At 69.2% G+C, this 15,715-nt stretch carries 12 protein-coding genes and 1 pseudogene; 5 read left to right on the top strand and 8 right to left on the bottom strand.

The window, feature by feature from the left end; all coding sequences use genetic code 11:
* Positions 1 to 303, bottom strand: a pseudogene (locus tag AC3IFE_RS16085) (phosphoenolpyruvate carboxylase); the annotation flags it as partial.
* Positions 304 to 511: 208 nt separating this feature from the next.
* Between AC3IFE_RS16085 and hemC the strand changes: the two are divergent.
* From hemC to AC3IFE_RS16070, 3 genes are read left to right on the top strand one after another with little or no spacing between them, the layout of a single operon-like run.
* A complete protein-coding gene (gene hemC, locus AC3IFE_RS16080; RefSeq protein WP_489191110.1) occupies positions 512 to 1,516 on the top strand; it encodes a hydroxymethylbilane synthase in 1,005 nt (334 codons plus the stop codon).
* Positions 1,516 to 3,486: a fused uroporphyrinogen-III synthase HemD/membrane protein HemX gene (gene hemDX / locus AC3IFE_RS16075; RefSeq protein ID WP_489191108.1), complete on the top strand. Its 1,971-nt coding sequence runs from the start codon at positions 1,516 to 1,518 to the stop codon at positions 3,484 to 3,486. The genes hemC and hemDX overlap by 1 nt, the downstream gene beginning before the upstream one ends.
* Before the next feature lie 2 nt (positions 3,487 to 3,488).
* Positions 3,489 to 4,676, top strand: a complete 1,188-nt coding sequence (locus AC3IFE_RS16070) for a heme biosynthesis protein HemY (protein WP_089468172.1) — start codon at positions 3,489 to 3,491, stop codon at positions 4,674 to 4,676.
* A gap of 108 nt (positions 4,677 to 4,784) precedes the next feature.
* On the opposite strand, the gene AC3IFE_RS16065 is transcribed toward AC3IFE_RS16070, so the two are convergent.
* The 5 genes from AC3IFE_RS16065 to AC3IFE_RS16045 form a co-directional block, all read right to left on the bottom strand.
* The gene (locus tag AC3IFE_RS16065) at positions 4,785 to 6,011 is read right to left on the bottom strand and encodes an alpha/beta fold hydrolase (protein WP_489191106.1); all 1,227 of its coding nucleotides are present in this window, start codon (positions 6,009 to 6,011) and stop codon (positions 4,785 to 4,787) included.
* Positions 6,008 to 6,421 carry a helix-turn-helix domain-containing protein gene (locus AC3IFE_RS16060; protein ID WP_089468170.1) on the bottom strand — a complete coding sequence of 138 codons (414 nt, stop codon included), beginning with the start codon at positions 6,419 to 6,421 and terminating at the stop codon, positions 6,008 to 6,010. The genes AC3IFE_RS16065 and AC3IFE_RS16060 overlap by 4 nt, the downstream gene beginning before the upstream one ends.
* Positions 6,422 to 6,669: 248 nt before the next feature.
* Entirely contained in the window at positions 6,670 to 7,974 is a 1,305-nt protein-coding gene (locus AC3IFE_RS16055; RefSeq protein ID WP_089468169.1) for an MFS transporter, read from the bottom strand.
* A gap of 147 nt (positions 7,975 to 8,121) precedes the next feature.
* Entirely contained in the window at positions 8,122 to 8,880 is a 759-nt protein-coding gene (locus AC3IFE_RS16050) for an SDR family oxidoreductase (protein ID WP_489191105.1), read from the bottom strand.
* A 44-nt stretch (positions 8,881 to 8,924) separates the two neighbouring features.
* A complete protein-coding gene (locus AC3IFE_RS16045; RefSeq protein ID WP_489191104.1) occupies positions 8,925 to 10,364 on the bottom strand; it encodes an aldehyde dehydrogenase family protein in 1,440 nt (479 codons plus the stop codon).
* Between the two features lie 388 nt (positions 10,365 to 10,752).
* On the opposite strand from AC3IFE_RS16045, the gene ppa reads away from it, so the two are divergent.
* Positions 10,753 to 11,280: an inorganic diphosphatase gene (ppa, locus tag AC3IFE_RS16040; protein WP_006489643.1), complete on the top strand. Its 528-nt coding sequence runs from the start codon at positions 10,753 to 10,755 to the stop codon at positions 11,278 to 11,280.
* A gap of 54 nt (positions 11,281 to 11,334) precedes the next feature.
* On the opposite strand, the gene AC3IFE_RS16035 is transcribed toward ppa, so the two are convergent.
* Both AC3IFE_RS16035 and AC3IFE_RS16030 read right to left on the bottom strand, forming a co-directional pair.
* Complete coding sequence (locus AC3IFE_RS16035; RefSeq protein WP_489191103.1) at positions 11,335 to 12,189, bottom strand: GIY-YIG nuclease family protein; 855 nt, start codon at positions 12,187 to 12,189, stop codon at positions 11,335 to 11,337.
* A gap of 49 nt (positions 12,190 to 12,238) precedes the next feature.
* Entirely contained in the window at positions 12,239 to 13,273 is a 1,035-nt protein-coding gene (locus AC3IFE_RS16030) for a helix-turn-helix transcriptional regulator (protein WP_489191101.1), read from the bottom strand.
* Between the two features lie 151 nt (positions 13,274 to 13,424).
* Here AC3IFE_RS16030 and AC3IFE_RS16025 point away from each other — a divergent pair, with 151 nt between their 5' ends.
* Positions 13,425 to 15,671 carry a glycoside hydrolase family 3 C-terminal domain-containing protein gene (locus AC3IFE_RS16025; protein WP_489191100.1) on the top strand — a complete coding sequence of 749 codons (2,247 nt, stop codon included), beginning with the start codon at positions 13,425 to 13,427 and terminating at the stop codon, positions 15,669 to 15,671.
* Positions 15,672 to 15,715: the final 44 nt, after the last annotated feature.

Here is a 15,715-nt window from a genome sequence, read left to right as displayed (position 1 = left end):
TTCCTGTTCGCGCACGACGTCGCCGAGCAGGCGGCCGAGGAAGCGGATGTCCTCGAACAGCGGGCGATCCTTGTCGTCGCGCGTGCGGGTGCCGGCCTTCGGCGCGACGGCATTGCGGGCGGGGCTCGCGGCTTTCGTCGCGCGTTTTGTCTGACGTATCGGGTCTTTCGGTTTCGTTGCCGTGGATTTCGTTGCCGTTTTCGCACGGCCGTTCGCGGCGGTGGCGACGGTGTCCGTCGAGGCATCGGGGGAGGGCAAGGCAGCATTGCGGCGCGCCGTACGCGCCGATCCGGAAGACTTCACGATGGGTTTCCTTGGGAAAGCTCGAGTCAAAAGGAACTGCGGAAACTGCGGGAACTGCGGTCAAGCAACCAGCTACGTGCGGCACATCCGCACAACGGCGCCGCGACCCGCGCGGAAGCAGGCCGGGCGCAGGCTCCGGGCCCGGGCGGGCCGGGGCGTGCGTGCTACCATTGTTCGATCTTCAATCCCGTCCTTCGATGTTCCAGCAATGAATTCCGAGACCCCCGCGGCCGGGCCGCAGCAGGCACAGCCGCCCGCGACGTTGACGATTGCTTCGCGCGAGAGCCGCCTGGCGATGTGGCAAGCCGAACATGTGCGTGATGCGCTGCGCAAATTATATCCAGCTTGTGACGTGAAAATCCTCGGGATGACGACGCGCGGCGATCAGATTCTCGATCGCACGCTGTCGAAGGTCGGCGGCAAGGGCCTGTTCGTGAAGGAACTGGAGGCCGCGCTGGCCGATGGTCGCGCCGAACTCGCCGTGCATTCGCTGAAGGACGTGCCGATGGCGCTGCCCGACGGCTTCTCGCTCGCCGCGATCATGGAACGCGAAGACCCGCGCGATGCGTTCGTGTCGAACGACTACGCGTCGCTCGACGCGCTGCCGGCCGGCGCGGTCGTCGGCACGTCGAGCCTGCGCCGCGAGGCGATGCTGCGTTCGCGCTATCCGCACCTCGAGGTCCTGCCGCTGCGCGGCAACCTCGACACGCGCCTCGCGAAGCTCGACCGCGGCGACTACGCGGCGATCATCCTCGCGGCCGCCGGCCTGAAACGCCTCGGCCTCGAAACGCGGATCCGCGCGCTGCTCGACGTCGAAGCCAGCCCGCCGGCCGCCGGCCAGGGCGCGCTCGGCATCGAGATCGCCGCGCATCGCGACGACGTCGCCGCGTGGCTCGCGCCGCTGCACGACCCGCGCACCGCGCTGGCCGTCGAGGCGGAGCGGATGGTGTCGCGCGCGCTCGGCGGCAGTTGCGAGGTGCCGCTCGCCGCGCACGCGGTGTGGCGTGCGGGCGAGCTGTACCTGACCGGCCGCGTGTCGACCACCGACGGCAAGCGCGTGCTGACGGCCGAGGCGTGCGGCGCGGTCGTGACCGTCGCCGATGCGCTCGCGCTCGGCCGCGCGGTGTCCGACGAGCTCGAGGCGCAAGGCGCGCTCGACATCGTCCAGGCGCTGCTCGCCGGCTCGCAGGCCGCGGGCAAGGGCGACGCCTGATGACGGGCGGCGCGCGCGCGTTCACCGCTGTCCTGACGCGTCCGGACGGCCAGTCCGACGCGCTCGCGTCGCAACTGGCCGACGCCGGCTGCGACGTGCTCGAATTCCCGCTGATCGATATCGCGCCGGTCGACGATCCGGCGCCGCTCGACGCCGCGTTCGCGGCGCTGGCCGACTACGCGCTGGTGATTTTCGTGTCGCCGAACGCGATCGACCGCGCGCTCGCGCGGTACGGCGCGATCTGGCCGAACGCGCTGCCGGTCGGCGTGGTCGGGCCCGGCAGCGTCGCGGCGCTCGAGCGTCACGGCATCGCGGCGTCCGCGCATCGCGTGATCGCGCCGCAGGCGCCGGCCGACGGCGGCGTGCCCCATTACGATTCGGAAAGCCTGTTCGCGAGCATCGACGCGGCGTTCGGCGGCGCGCAGGCGCTGGCGGGCAAGCGCGTGCTGATCGTGCGCGGCGACGGCGGGCGCGAATGGCTCGCCGAGCGCCTGCGCGAGGCCGGTGCGGACGTCACGCTCGTCGCCGCGTACCGGCGCGTCGTGCCGGAGCCGCGCGTCGGCGCGTGGGAGCGCGTGCACGCGCTGCTCGACGGCCAGCCGCACGCGTGGCTCGTCACGAGTTCGGAAGGCGTGCGCAACCTGCACGAACTCGCGCGGGCTCATCTGAACGATGCCGAGATCGACGCGCTGAAGCATGCGCCGCTCGTCACTCCGCACCCGCGGATCGAGCAGACCGCGCGCGCATTGGGTTTTGATAGGATTACGCTGACCGGCGCGGGCGATGAGCGCATCGTCCGCGCGTTTCGAACGATGGCCGACGAGGCCGTCCAACCGGCGACAGCCGTACCGGTGACTAAACGCATGACAGATACCAACGATTCCAAAAGCGTCGCTTCCCAGCCGGCCGCTGCATCCGCACCGCCGTCCAGCCCCCCTTATCTCGCGTCCGAGCCGCGTGCGCGCCGCGGCGGCAGCGCGGTGCTGTGGTTCGTCGTCGTCGTGCTCGGCTGCGCGGCGGGTGTCGGCGGCTATGCGCTGAACCGCAAGATCGACCGGCTCGACGGCACGTTCGTCGCGCGCCAGAAGGCGCTCGACGCGCAAGCGGCCGAAACGCGGATGAAGACCGAGCAGGCGCTCGCCAGCACGCACCAGGTCGACACGCAGCTCGCGCAGCTCGACGGCAAGCTTGCCGATGCGCAGAGCGCGCAGCAGGCGCTGCAGCAGCAATACCAGGACCTGTCGCGCAACCGCGACGCGTGGATGCTCGAGGAAGTCGACCAGATGCTGTCGAGCGCGAGCCAGCAGCTTCAACTGACCGGCAACACGCAGCTCGCGCTGATCGCGCTGCAGAACGCCGACGCGCGTCTCGCGACGTCGCAGAGCGCGCAGGCCGTCACGGTGCGCAAGGCGCTCGCGCAGGACATCGAGAAGCTGAAGGCCGCGCCGGCGGCCGATCTCACCGGCCTCGCGATCAAGCTCGACGACGCGATCGCCAGGATCGACGCGCTGCCGCTGTCCGGCGAGGCGATCGTGCCGCACGCGGCGCCGAAGGCCGCGCCGGCCGAGCCGGCCTCGTCGGTCGCCGCCGGCGAGCCGCGCTGGAAGGTGTGGTGGCACGCGTTCTCGGCCGGCCTCGGCGAGCAATTGAAGGGCCTCGTGCAGGTGCGCCGGATCGACAACGCGGACGCGATGCTCGCGTCGCCCGACCAGGGCTACTTCGTGCGCGAGAACGTGAAGCTGCGCCTGCTCACCGCGCGGCTGTCGCTGCTGGCGCGCAACGACAGCGCGATGAAGGCCGACCTGCACGCGGCCCAGGCGTCGCTCGGCAAGTATTTCGATCAGGCATCGAAGGATACGCAGACCGTCGAGGATCTGCTCAAGCAGGTTGACGGCGCATCGCTGACGGTCGCGGTGCCGAACCTGAACACGAGCCTGAACGCCGTTCAGCAGTTCAAGAGCCGGGGGTAACGATGACGCTTCGAGGAATCGTCTGGCTCGCGGTCCTGTTCGCGATCGCCGCGGCGCTCGCCACCGTCGGCCGTTTCGACGCGGGGCAGGTGCTGCTCGTCTATCCGCCGTACCGGATCGACGTGTCGCTGAACCTGTTCGTGATCGCCATCGTCGTGCTGTTCATCGTCGTGTACGCGCTGCTGCGCATCGTGCGCAACATCTGGCGCATGCCGCAGCGGGTCGCCGCGTATCGGGCGCGTTCGCGCAACGAGAAGGCGCAGGCGTCGCTGCGCGACGCGATCGCGAACCTGTACGCGGGTCGTTTTTCGCGTGCCGAGAAGGCTGCGCGCGAAGCGATGTCGGTCGACGCGAACCTGGGCGCCGCGAGTCTCGTCGCGGCCACGGCCGCGCACCGGATGCACGAGTACACGCGCCGCGACGACTGGCTGTCGAAGGTCGACGCGCCCGAATGGCAGGATGCCCGGCTGCTCGCCGCGGCCGACATGCGCGCGGATGCACGCGACGCCGACGGCGCGCTCGCCGCGCTGGCCGACATGCAGGCCGGCGGCAAGCGCATTCACGCGCAGCAGGTCGCGCTGCGTGCGCAGCAGCAACTGAAGAACTGGGCCGAGGTGCTGAAGCTCGCGAAAGCGCTCGAAAAGCGCGAGGCGCTGCATCCGGCCGCGGCCGTGCGGCTGCGTCAGCAGGCCGCGGAAAACCTGCTGCGCGAACGCCGGCACGATCCGGATGCGCTGCTCGAGGTGTGGCAGTCGCTGTCGCCGGTCGAGCGCCAGTCGCCGCGCCTGGCCGATCTCGCGGCCGAGTTGCTGGTGCCGCTCGAGCGCCGCAACGAAGCGCGCCGCATCGTCGAGGACGCGCTCGCGCACAACTGGGATGCACGCCTGCTGCGCCGTTACCCGGACACGGCCGGCGCTGATGCGCTGCCGCTGATCCAGAAGGCCGAAGGCTGGAAGAAGGATCATCCGGACGATGCCGACCTGCTGTTCGCACTCGGCCGCCTCTGCCAGCAGCAGCAGTTGTGGGGCAAGGCGCAGTCGTTCCTCGAATCGGCGCTGAAGCTGGCCGACAACGAGGCGCTGAGGGTGCGCGCGCATCGTGCGCTCGCCCGCCTGTTCGAGCAGCTCGGCGAAACCGACAAGGCGGCGAAGCATTACCGCGAAAGCGCGCTCGCGATCACCGTGGTGTGACGCGGCGCTGCGCCGCGCGGCGCCGTATAAAAAGCCCCGAACGCCGATCGGCCTTCGGGGCTTTTTTTCGTCCGTCGCGAGGCAGCGGGGTGCGCGGCGCGCGGCGCGTTACGCGCCGAGCCTGCGCAGCAGGTCGTCCTCGCTTGCGACGAACCACACCGATTGCCCGCGATTGCACTCGCGAACGAGCGCGCGCAGCGCTTCACTATGCGCGAGCCAGCGGTCGATGTCGCCGACGACGCCGAGCCGGACGCCGTAGTTGGTCAGCTTTTGCAGCACGGCGCCGGCCAGCTTGCTGTCGAGCCGGAAGAAGTCGTCGTGCAGCGAGTCGACGGGAACGGCGATCCAGTCGGCTTCATGCTCGTGTGCGAGCGCGACGAGATCGAGCGCGTCGCTTTCCCGCTGCACGAGGTCGGAGAAAGGATCGCGGACCAGCACGCGGCTGCCCGCCACCTGAACGATTCGATGGCGCATGTCGAGTGCTTCCGTCGATGAGAGAAAAGTGCGCAAGGCGTCGCGCTGCCCGCGGATGAAGTGAGGCTGCTCGGGAAGAAACCGCACCTGCGCGTGCGGCACGAGGCGCGTCAGGCGATCCCGCGTGTCGCGGGAATCGAGCATCACGTCGCGGCCGCCGACGATCGCCAGCACGGGCATGGACAACGTGCGGAGCATGGCGTCGTCGAATCGCGGAATCGGCGCGATGCGCGGACGAAAGCCGCGATCGATCGCGCGCATCAGGGCGAGCGCGTCCCGTTCGGACGGCGTCGATGCCGGCGGCAGGCGACCCAGCACGCGCCGCCGCACGCATGCGCGCCCGGCATCGCCGAGCAGCAGCAGCGGCAGCGCCCACCACAGAAACGGCTTCTGCCTGCCGATGCCGGACGGGCAGAGCAGCGCGAGCCGGGTGACGCGCGTCGGCCGGCGCAACGCGAAGTCGAGCGCCGTGCGCGCGCCGAGCGAGATGCCGACGAACGCGGCGCGCGGCACCTGCAGACCGTCGAGCACGTCGTCGAGCCACTGCGCATAGGCGTCGCCCGCGAGCGGCGGCCGCGACGGCGCGCTCGGTCCCGCTTCGCCGATCACGTCGATTGCGTAGAGCCGGAAGTGCGTCGACCACGCGGCTGCGTAATGCTGCCAGCTTGCCGCCGTCGTCTGTGCGCCGTGGATCAGCACGACCGGCGGCGCGTGTTCGGGGCCACAGACGATCACGTGCGTCGCGCCAAGACGCGTTTGCACGGTGACGCGCCGATGTCCGGCCGGCCAGTGCGACAGCGCGGCCGCGTAAGCGGTGCGAATCGCGCGGGCATGGCGGGGTGACTTGAAGATTGCGCTCATGTCCCGCTTTGCTGGAGCAGCATGTCGAGCGACGACATCAGCGCGGCCGTGTCGGCCGGTGTCGCGGCCACGATGATCTTGACCACGCTCGACGCGGGATCGAACGTGACGTCGATTCGCACGGGGTCGACATACGAGGTGCGGCCGGACGCCATCGCGTGCAGCGATCGCGACAGGTACTGGTGCAGCGACTGCGACCCATCCGGAATGTCGACGATGCTGGTGACGCGCACCGCACGCGGCGCGGGGGCGGCCGGCTCCGTCCGGGCGAACGCGGCGAGGTCGACATCGAGGATGCGGTATGCGCGACCGACCCGCGTCGCGCGCAGTTTGCCGTCGCGAATGAACCGCAGGACGGTCTTCGGGTGGACGCGCAGGCGGGCGGCAGTGTCTTCGACGGTGTGGAACATGAGTTGTAGGTAATTCCCTGATTATCTTTATTGTTCCATATATGAAGGAGCATAAGGGAATATTTTGGTGATCCAGGGATTGTCGCCGGATGGGCGGGACATTCGACCGATCGGGGTTGTGCCTGTCCGGAATCGAAAACGCCCCGGCGACCGGCAATGCCGGACGTCGGGGCGTATCGGGGGAAACGAGCCGGAAATCGGCCGGCGTGTTCGAGAAATCCGGGTGCGCCTTTACGCGCCGCGCGTCGTCACTTGTCGACGAGCCGCTTCGGCACCGACAGCGCCAGCAGCCCGCCGAGCACGAGGAACCCGGCCAGCATGTACATGCCCGCATCGTTGGCGCCCGTCGCCTGCTTGAGCCAGCCCATCAGGTACGGGCTCAGGAAGCCCGCGAGGTTGCCGATCGAGTTGATCATCGCGATGCCGGCCGCGGCGGCCGTGCCGCCGAGGAATGCGGTCGGCAGGCTCCAGAACAGCGGCAGCGTCGTCAGGATGCCGATCGTCGCGAGCGTGAGGCCCAGCATCGCGAGCGCGGTCTGGTGCGCCCAGACCACCGACAGCACGAGGCCGAGCGCGCCGATCGCGGCCGGAATCGCGAGGTGCCAGCGGCGTTCGCGGCGCTTGTCCGCGCTGCGCGCGATCAGGATCATCGCGACCACCGCCGCCGCATACGGAATCGCCGACAGCAGGCCGATCATGAACGTGTCGGTCACGCCCGTCGCCTTGATGATCGTCGGCAGCCAGAAGCCGACGCCGTAGAGCCCCATCACGAACGAGAAATAGATCAGCGCCATCAGCCAGACGCGCGGGCTCGACATCACGGCGCCGAGCGGCGGGTCTTCCTTGGTGGCTTCTTCCGCGTCGACGTTGCGGGCGAGCAGCGCCTTTTCTTCGTCGGTCAGCCACGTCGCCTTCGCGATCCGCTCGTCGAGCGCGAAGAACACGAGCACGCCGGCGAGCACCGACGGAATGCCTTCGAGCAGGAACAGCCATTGCCAGCCGTGCCAACCGCTCACGCCGTCGAACGCCTTCAGGATGAAGCCCGAGATCGGCCCGCCGATCACGCCGGACAGCGCGACGGCCGTCATGAAGAACGTCGTCATCCGGCCGCGCCGGTGCGCGGGATACCAGTAGGTGAGGTAGAGGATCACGCCGGGGAAGAAGCCTGCTTCGGCGACGCCGAGCAGGAAGCGCATCACGTAGAACATCGCGGGCGTCGTGACGAACATCGTCAGGATCGAGATCACGCCCCACGTCGCCATGATGCGGGCGATCCACACGCGGGCGCCCACCTTGTGCAGGATGATGTTGCTCGGCACCTCGAACAGGAAATAGCCGAAGAAGAAGATCCCCGCGCCGAGCCCGTACACCGTGTCGCTCAGGTTCAGGTCGCTCGCCATCTGCAGCTTCGCGAACCCGACGTTTACGCGGTCGAGATACGCGACCACGTAGCACAGCAGCAGGAGCGGCAGGAGCCGCCACGACACCTTGCGGTAGGTTGCTTCCTCGAATGCGCCGGACGAGCCCGGCAGCGACTGCGTCGATGTTGCCATGTTGTCTCCTGTCGATCGAGGTTGGCGCTTTGGCGGTTGCCTGGATCCCATGTACCGCTGTCGTTGTAGTTGGCCGGCGCAGACGCAGCGGCGCGTCCGATCCGGTTTCGTGCAAAGCAAGACGGGCGATCGTGCGGCCCGGTACGACTAGATGCAGCGTCCGCCGTCGACTTCGAGGCACACGCCGGTGATGAATTCGGCTTCGTCGGACGCCAGGTACAGCGCGGCGTTCGCGATGTCCTGCGGCGTCGAGAAGCGGCCGAGCGGGATCGTCGCGAGGAAGCGGCGGCGATTGTCCGGCGTGTCCTCGCAGCCCATGAACTCGGTCATCAGCGCGGTTTCGCCGAGCACCGGGTTGATGCAGTTCACGCGGATGCGATCGGCGCCGAGCTCGGCCGCGAGCGACTTGCTCGCGGTGATCATCGCGCCCTTCGTGCTGTTGTACCAGACGAGGCCCGGGCGCGGCCGCACGCCGGCCGTCGACGCGACGTTCACGAACACGCCACCGCCCTGTGCGCGGAAATACGGCACGAAGGTCTGCACGCACCAGAACAGGCTCTTCATGTTGACCGCGTACACGCGGTCGAATTCGGTTTCCGTCACGTCGAGCACGGGCTTGTTGCGGTGCGTGGTGCCCGCGTTGTTCACGACGATCTGCACCGAATGGAAATCGTCGAGCGCGGCCTGCAGCAGCGCGCGCCAGTCGTCCTCCTTCGACACGTCGCCGGCCACCGCGATCGCCTTGCCGCCCGCGAGCGCGATCTCGCTCGCGACGCGCTCGGCCGCCGCGCCGTTCAGATCGTTGACGACGACGTTCGCGCCTTCGCGCGCATACGTCTTCGCGATGCCTTCGCCGAACCCCGAACCGCCGCCCGTGACGATGGCCGTCTTGCCGCTCAACCGCATGGTGTGTCTCCTGTGCTTGTATCGAGTCGTTGCGCGCCGCGCGTTCAGCCGTGCCGGATCGCGATCGTCTTCAGCGCGGTGAAGCCGTACAGCGCCTCGAAGCCTTTCTCGCGGCCATGGCCCGAATGGCCGACGCCGCCGAACGGCAACTCGACGCCGCCGCCCGCGCCATAGTTGTTGATGAACACCTGGCCCGCGCGCAGGCGCCGCGCGAGCCGCATCTGGCGCGCACCGTCGCGTGTCCAGATGCCCGCGACGAGGCCATACGGCGTGCCGTTCGCGAGCGCGACGGCTTCGTCCTCGTCGACGAAGCGCATCGCCGCGAGCACGGGGCCGAACACTTCCTCCTGCGCGAGCCGGTGCGACGCCGGCACGTCGCGCAACAGCGCGGGCGCCTGGTAGAAGCCGGTTTCGGGCGCGTCGGCGACGACCTGCCCGTGGCCGGCCATCGGAATGCCGTCGTGCTGCGCGTCGGACAGGAAATCCCACACGCGCTGCTGCTGCTTCGCGTTGATCAGCGGGCCGCAATCGAGATCGGCGCGGCTCGGGCCGACGCGCAGCCCGTTGAATGCGGTGGCGAGGCGCTCGACGAGCGGCTCGTACACCGCGCGCTCGATCAGCACGCGGCTGCCGGCCGAGCAGGTCTGCCCGCCGTTCTGCACGATCGCGGACACGAGCACGGGCAGCGCCGCGTCGAGATCGGCATCGGCGAACACGATTTGCGGCGACTTGCCGCCGAGTTCGAGCGTGACGGGCACGTGGTTCTCGGCCGCCATCTGCGTGACCAGCTTGCCGGTGGCCGGCGAACCCGTAAACGAGATGTGATCGATGCCCGGATGGCGGGCGAGCGCGGCGCCCGCTTCGTGGCCGTAGCCGGTGACGACGTTGAGCGCGCCGGCCGGCAGCCCGGCTTCGGCGGCGAGCTCGGCGACGCGCAGCACGGAAAGGCATGCGTCCTCGGCCGGCTTGACCACGCATGCGTTGCCGGCGGCCAGCGCCGCGCCGACGCTGCGCCCGAAGATCTGCATCGGGTAGTTCCACGGCACGATATGGCCCGTGACGCCGTGCGGCTCGCGCACCGTCAGCACCGTGTAGCCGGCCTGGTAGGGGAGGGTTTCGCCGTGCAGCTTGTCGGCGGCGCCCGCGTAGAACTCGAAGTAGCGCACGAGCGCGGCTGCGTCGGCGCGCGCCTGCTTCAGCGGCTTGCCGGTGTCGCGTGCCTCGATCGCGGCGAGTTCTTCGATCGAATCGGCCACGCGCGCCGACAGCCGCATCAGCACGCGGCCGCGTTCGGCGGCGCTCGCGGCGCCCCACGGGCCCGCGAACGCGTCGCGGGCCGCGGCGACCGCACGCTCGACGTCGGGCGCGGTGCCGCGTGCGATCGTCGCGAACGGCTGTCCGTCGGACGGATCGACGACCGCGATGGTTTCCAGTTGCGCGGGCAACGTCCATTCGCCCGCGATGAAGTGCTTCGCCTCTTCCATGTCTCCTCCTGTCGACCCAAGTTAGCGCTTTAGCGCTTACTTGGGTCCCATGCAAAGCGGTCGACCCAATTTAGCGCTTCAGCGCTCGCTCGGATCCCATGCAAAGCGGTCGACTCAAGTTAGCGCTTCAGCGCTCGCTCGGATCCCATGCATCGCGGTCGACCCCGGTCAGCACTTTGGCACCGACTCGTGCCCATGCTTTGCGATCGACGTGCCGCGCCGCCGCCGGTTCGACGCCCGGACATCCGGAACGATTATCGCGCCGATCGTCATCCGGACGCCACCGGTCGATTGGCTATAATGGCGCATTCCTTTTGGGGAATGCCCGTGGCCGTGCATCGGCCGCGGCGCCCTGTCCCGAATTCCCATCGACCTACAGAGAGTGCTCATGAGCTTCAATCATGTTCCGGCCGGCAAGGACCTGCCGCAAGATTTCAACGTGATCATCGAGATTCCCGCGCAAAGCGATCCGGTGAAATACGAGGCGGACAAGGAACTGGGCCTCCTCGTCGTCGACCGCTTCATCGGCACGGGCATGCGCTACCCGGTGAACTACGGCTACATCCCGCAGACGCTGTCGGGCGACGGCGATCCGGTCGACGTGCTGGTGATCACGCCGTTCCCGCTGCTGGCCGGCTCGATCGTGCGTTCGCGCGTGCTCGGCATGCTGCAGATGACCGACGAGTCGGGCGTCGACGCGAAGCTGGTCGCGGTGCCGCACGACAAGATCTGCCCGATGACGGCGAACCTGAAGACGATCGACGACGTGCCCGAGTACCTGAAGGACCAGATCAAGCACTTCTTCGAGCAATACAAGGCGCTCGAGAAGGGCAAGTGGGTGAAGGTCGAAGGCTGGGCCGGCATCGAAGCCGCGCACAAGGAAATCACCGACGGCGCCGCGAACTACAAGAAGTAAGCGGCGTGCCGGCCGGCGGCCGGCTCGTACGGAACGCGAACCGCGCGTGTCTCCTCAGGAGGCCGCGCGGTTTTGTTTTGCGCGCGCGGTTTTCCGGCGGGCGGACGCGGAGACGGGCGGGAGCGGGGTGGCCGGTGCTTTCCTCGCGCGTTTCGCGCGGGGCGCGGCAACGGACGGAGCGGCGGCTTCGGCGGCTTGCGTGGCCGCTGGACGGCGGCGGGCCGGTGCGGAAGCGGCGTCTTCGCGTACGTTCGCGGCGGCTGGTTTGCCAGCGGCGGCCGGCGCCTTCGTTTTTGACGACGCGGATGCGGGCGGCAGGCCGGGTTTCTTTACCGGTGTGCCATGCGACGCGGTCGTTTTTGCGGCTGCATCGCCGTCGGGCTTGGCACGTTTGGCGCCCGGCACGGCTTGATTTGCCTTCGTCGACTTCGCGGCTTGTTTGCCCTTCGCCGTTTTCGCCTTCTTCGCGGCCGTTGCAGCCCCGCCGACTTTCCCGGCCTTCACCTTTTTCCCGGCCACCTGTTCCGTTGCAGCCGTCTCCGCCGCATCGCCGACATTTTCCGCCTTCCCTTTCTTCCGCCCGCGCGCCGTCGCCTTCGTCCGGGCCGTGTCTCCGCTCTCGTCGCGTGACGTGACGACCACCGGCAACACCGATTCCAGCGTCCGCAACCCGGCCGCCAGCTCGCGCTTTTTCGCGGGCGTGAGCCGCTTCACCCAGTATTCGGCGCGCGACGCGCTCGACCGGTCGGGCAGCGCAAACGCCGCGAGCACCGCGCGCGGCTTGCGCGAGCGCGTGTAGCGCGCGCCCTTGCCGGATGCGTGTTCGTCGAAGCGCGCGGCGACGTCGGTCGTGATGCCCGTGTAGACGCTGTCGTCGGCGCATTCGATCAGATACAGAAACCAGGACATGGCAGGGCGGCGGGATGCGAAGCCGCCAGTGTCTCAGAAAAAACGGGCGTCAACGCCATCGGTCGACGTGCCCGTCGCGAAAGCGGCTCGGCGCCGCGCCGAGTTCGCGCGTGAAGAAGCGCGTGAACGCGCTCGTCGATCGGAAGCCGACGCGCACGCCGATCTCGCCGATCGGCAACTGCGTGTTGAGCAGCAGGTCGCGCGCCTCGCCGAGCCGCGCCTGCGCGACGAGCGCGTGGAAACCGACCGCTTCGCGATGCAGGCGTCGGCGCAACGTCCAGCGCGACATCGCGAAGCGCGTGCAGACGTGCTGCATCAGCGTATCGGTCGGCACGTCGGCGTCGTCGGACGTGCGCAGCCAGTCGCGCACGCATTGCTCGACCGACGCGCCGAACGTCGAACGAGCGCGTACGCGCTCGCGTGCGGCGTCGGCCGCATGCCGCTGGATGCCGGCAAGCGGCGCGTTGTAGCGCTCGAACGGCGTGTCGAAGTGCGCGGAGCGCAGCACGAGGCGGTTGTGCGCGGCATCGAACGACACCGGCGCCCCGAGCATGTCGCGCAGCGCGGCAACGGGCGCGAACGCGCGGCCGGCGAATTCGGCGTCGTGAATGCGCGCGCGCGGATCGTACAGGCGCGCGAGCGCCGCGAGGATCGCGAGGTTGGCGAACGCGCTGCCCGCGTGTCGGCCGTCGCCTTCGTTCACGTATTCGAGTGCGATCGCGTCGCCGTCCTCATGCGCGAAGACCCAGTCGACGTTGCCGATCAGCTCGCGATAGCGCAGGTAGCCGTGCAGCGCGTCGCGCAGCGTCGCCGCGTTGCACGTGACGCCCGCGAGTTCGGGAAACGGCACGAGCCACGGCTCGACCTGCGGCGGCGGGCGGTGCCACGACAGCGGCCAGTCGTTCGTCAGTTGCATCGCGGCCACGTGCCGGTCGCCCGCGATGCGGCGCGTGTCGTCGGCGAGCTCGGCCGGCCCGATGCCGAGCGTCTCGTAAAGCGGTGCGGGATCGATGCCGTTCAGGCGCGCGTCTTCGCACAGCCAGCGGTAGATCCGGACGGATACCGATTTCTGTTGCAGCTCCATGTCTGTCTCCCTGTCGTCATGCCGTTCGGGTTTGTCCCCGCTGCGAGAGGTCAACGCATGCTCCCGCCGGTCAAGCGTGGTGACCGGTCGATTTTTAGACTTGGACGCTGGAGTGAGGCGACAAGTACAACAGAACGATTCTGGAGGATCAATGAAAACTTCGCTGTTCCCGTGTTCGGCGATTGCGTCCGCGTGCGCGCTCACGGTGCTGCTCGCATCGTGCGGCGGCGACGACATTCACGCCCCGACCGGCCCCGATGCGGCAGCCGACCAGCGCGCGGCCGCGCTCGTCGCGCAACTGACGACCGACGAGAAGCTGCAGCTCATGCATGGCACGGGCATGCCCGCGCTCGGCCTGGGCGGCCCGTTTCCGGCCGGCGCGCTGAACGGCGCGAGCTACATCCCGGGCGTGCCGCGGCTCGGCATTCCGGCGGTCAGCAGCGCCGATTCGGCGGGCGGCGTGAACGTCAAGAATGCGCGCGTGACCGCGCTGCCCGCGCCGGTCGCGCTCGCGGCGACGTGGGACCCGGCGCTTGCGGGCACCTACGGCACGCGCATCGCGCTCGAACTGCGCGCGCTCGGTTTCGCGGAAGGGCTCGGCGGCGGCGTGAACCTCGCGCGCGAGCCGCGCAACGGCCGCACCTTCGAATACATGGGCGAGGACCCGGTGCTCGCGGGCACGCTGAGCGCCGCGCGCACGCAGGCCACGCAGGCGCGGAAGGTGATCGCGACGATCAAGCATTTCGCGTTCAACGATCAGGAAACCAACCGGATGACGGTCGATTCGGTCGTCGACGAGCGAACCATGCGCGAGGCCGAACTGCTCGCGTTCGAGATCGGCGTGAAGGACGGCCAACCGGGCAACGTGATGTGCTCGTACAACAAGCTGAACGGCGTGTATGCGTGCGAGAACCCGTATTTGCTGACGACGGTGCTGAAGAACGAATGGGGTTTCAAGGGCGTCGTGCAGTCCGACTGGGGCGCGACGCATTCGACGGTCGCGGCCGTGCAGGCCGGCCTCGACGAGGAACAGCCCGGCGCGGCCGACGACGGCAACGCGCCGCTCGGCTCGTACTTCAATTCGAAGCTGCGCGCGGCGCTGCAGGCCGGCAGCGTATCGGCCGCACGGCTGAACGACATGGTGCAGCGCAAGCTGCGCACGCTGATTCGCATCGGCGTGATGGACGCGCCGCCGAAGCCGGGCGGCGCGATCGACGAAGCCGCCGGCAACGCCGATGCGCTCGCGATCGCCCGGCAGGCGGCGGTGCTGCTGAAGAACGCGGCCGCGCCGGGCGACGCGCAGCCGGTGCTGCCGCTCGCCGCCGGTACGCTCAAGTCGGTCGTCGTGATCGGCGGACATGCGGACGCGGGCGTGCTGTCGGGCGGCGGCTCGGGTGCGGTGCCCGCGATCGACGGCAACGCGGTGACGTCGTGCCAGCAACCGGCCGACATGCTGTTCGGCGGGTGCGCGACCTGGTACAAGTCCGCGCCGCTCGCGGCGATTCGCGCGAAGGCGCCGAACGCGTCGGTCAGCTATCTCGACGGGACCGACGCGAATGCCGCGGCGAGCGCGGCCGCGCAGGCCGATGTCGCGATCGTGTTCGCCACGCAGTGGCAGACGGAAGGGCTTGACCTCGCGAGCCTGTCGCTGCCCGATGCGAAGGCGGACCCGTACAACCAGCAATACGACCAGAACGCGCTGATCGCCGCGGTCGCCGCGAAGGCGAAGCGCGTGATCATCGTGCTCGAGAACGGCAGCCCGGTGTTGATGCCGTGGCTCGCGAACGTGCATGGCGTGCTGGACGTGTGGTATCCGGGCGCGCAAGGCGGCCAGGCGATCGCCGACCTGCTGTTCGGCGACGCCAACCCGTCGGGCCGGCTGCCGCTCACGTTCCCGAAGCAGGAGGCCGACCTGCCGCAGCCGACGATCGATCCGTCGAACCTGCAGAACGTCTATGCGGAAGGGCTCGCGTACGGCTATCGCTGGTTCGACGCGAAGGCGATCGAGCCGCTGTTCCCGTTCGGCTACGGGCTGTCTTACACGACCTATGCGTTGTCGGCGATGTCCGCGCAGGCGGATGCCGCGGGCAACGTGACGGTCGGCGTGACGGTGACGAATACCGGTGCGCGCGCCGGGACGCACACGGTGCAGATCTACGCGGCGCTGCCCGCGTCGCTCGGCGAGCCGCCGAAGCGGCTCGTCGGCTGGACCCAGGTCGCGCTGCAGCCGGGCGAGGCGCGCACGGTCAGCGTCGCGGTGCCGGCGCAGCGCTTCGCGGTGTGGGATGCGAGCGCGCACGCATGGCGGATCGGCGCGGGCAGCTACGGGCTGTCGGCGGCCGCGTCGTCGCGCGATCCGCAGGCGCTGTCGCAGACGGTGACGCTCGCCGCGCACTGAACCGGCTGAGGCGGACGACAGGCGGCGAGGCCCCAGCGTGGCTT

This window comes from Burkholderia sp. APQ4-4ca, from assembly GCF_057837105.1.
This window is presented reverse-complemented; position numbering and strand designations above follow the sequence as displayed.

Bases quoted from the DNA above. Each gene is read 5' to 3' on its own strand.
- hemC (WP_489191110.1), top strand. From the start codon at position 512: ATGAATTCCGAGACCCCCGCGGCCGGGCCGCAGCAGGCACAGCCGCCC.
- hemDX (WP_489191108.1), top strand. From the start codon at position 1,516: ATGACGGGCGGCGCGCGCGCGTTCACCGCTGTCCTGACGCGTCCGGAC.
- AC3IFE_RS16070 (WP_089468172.1), top strand. From the start codon at position 3,489: ATGACGCTTCGAGGAATCGTCTGGCTCGCGGTCCTGTTCGCGATCGCC.
- AC3IFE_RS16065 (WP_489191106.1), bottom strand. From the start codon at position 6,011: ATGAGCGCAATCTTCAAGTCACCCCGCCATGCCCGCGCGATTCGCACC.
- AC3IFE_RS16060 (WP_089468170.1), bottom strand. From the start codon at position 6,421: ATGTTCCACACCGTCGAAGACACTGCCGCCCGCCTGCGCGTCCACCCG.
- AC3IFE_RS16055 (WP_089468169.1), bottom strand. From the start codon at position 7,974: ATGGCAACATCGACGCAGTCGCTGCCGGGCTCGTCCGGCGCATTCGAG.
- AC3IFE_RS16050 (WP_489191105.1), bottom strand. From the start codon at position 8,880: ATGCGGTTGAGCGGCAAGACGGCCATCGTCACGGGCGGCGGTTCGGGG.
- AC3IFE_RS16045 (WP_489191104.1), bottom strand. From the start codon at position 10,364: ATGGAAGAGGCGAAGCACTTCATCGCGGGCGAATGGACGTTGCCCGCG.
- ppa (WP_006489643.1), top strand. From the start codon at position 10,753: ATGAGCTTCAATCATGTTCCGGCCGGCAAGGACCTGCCGCAAGATTTC.
- AC3IFE_RS16035 (WP_489191103.1), bottom strand. From the start codon at position 12,189: ATGTCCTGGTTTCTGTATCTGATCGAATGCGCCGACGACAGCGTCTAC.
- AC3IFE_RS16030 (WP_489191101.1), bottom strand. From the start codon at position 13,273: ATGGAGCTGCAACAGAAATCGGTATCCGTCCGGATCTACCGCTGGCTG.
- AC3IFE_RS16025 (WP_489191100.1), top strand. From the start codon at position 13,425: ATGAAAACTTCGCTGTTCCCGTGTTCGGCGATTGCGTCCGCGTGCGCG.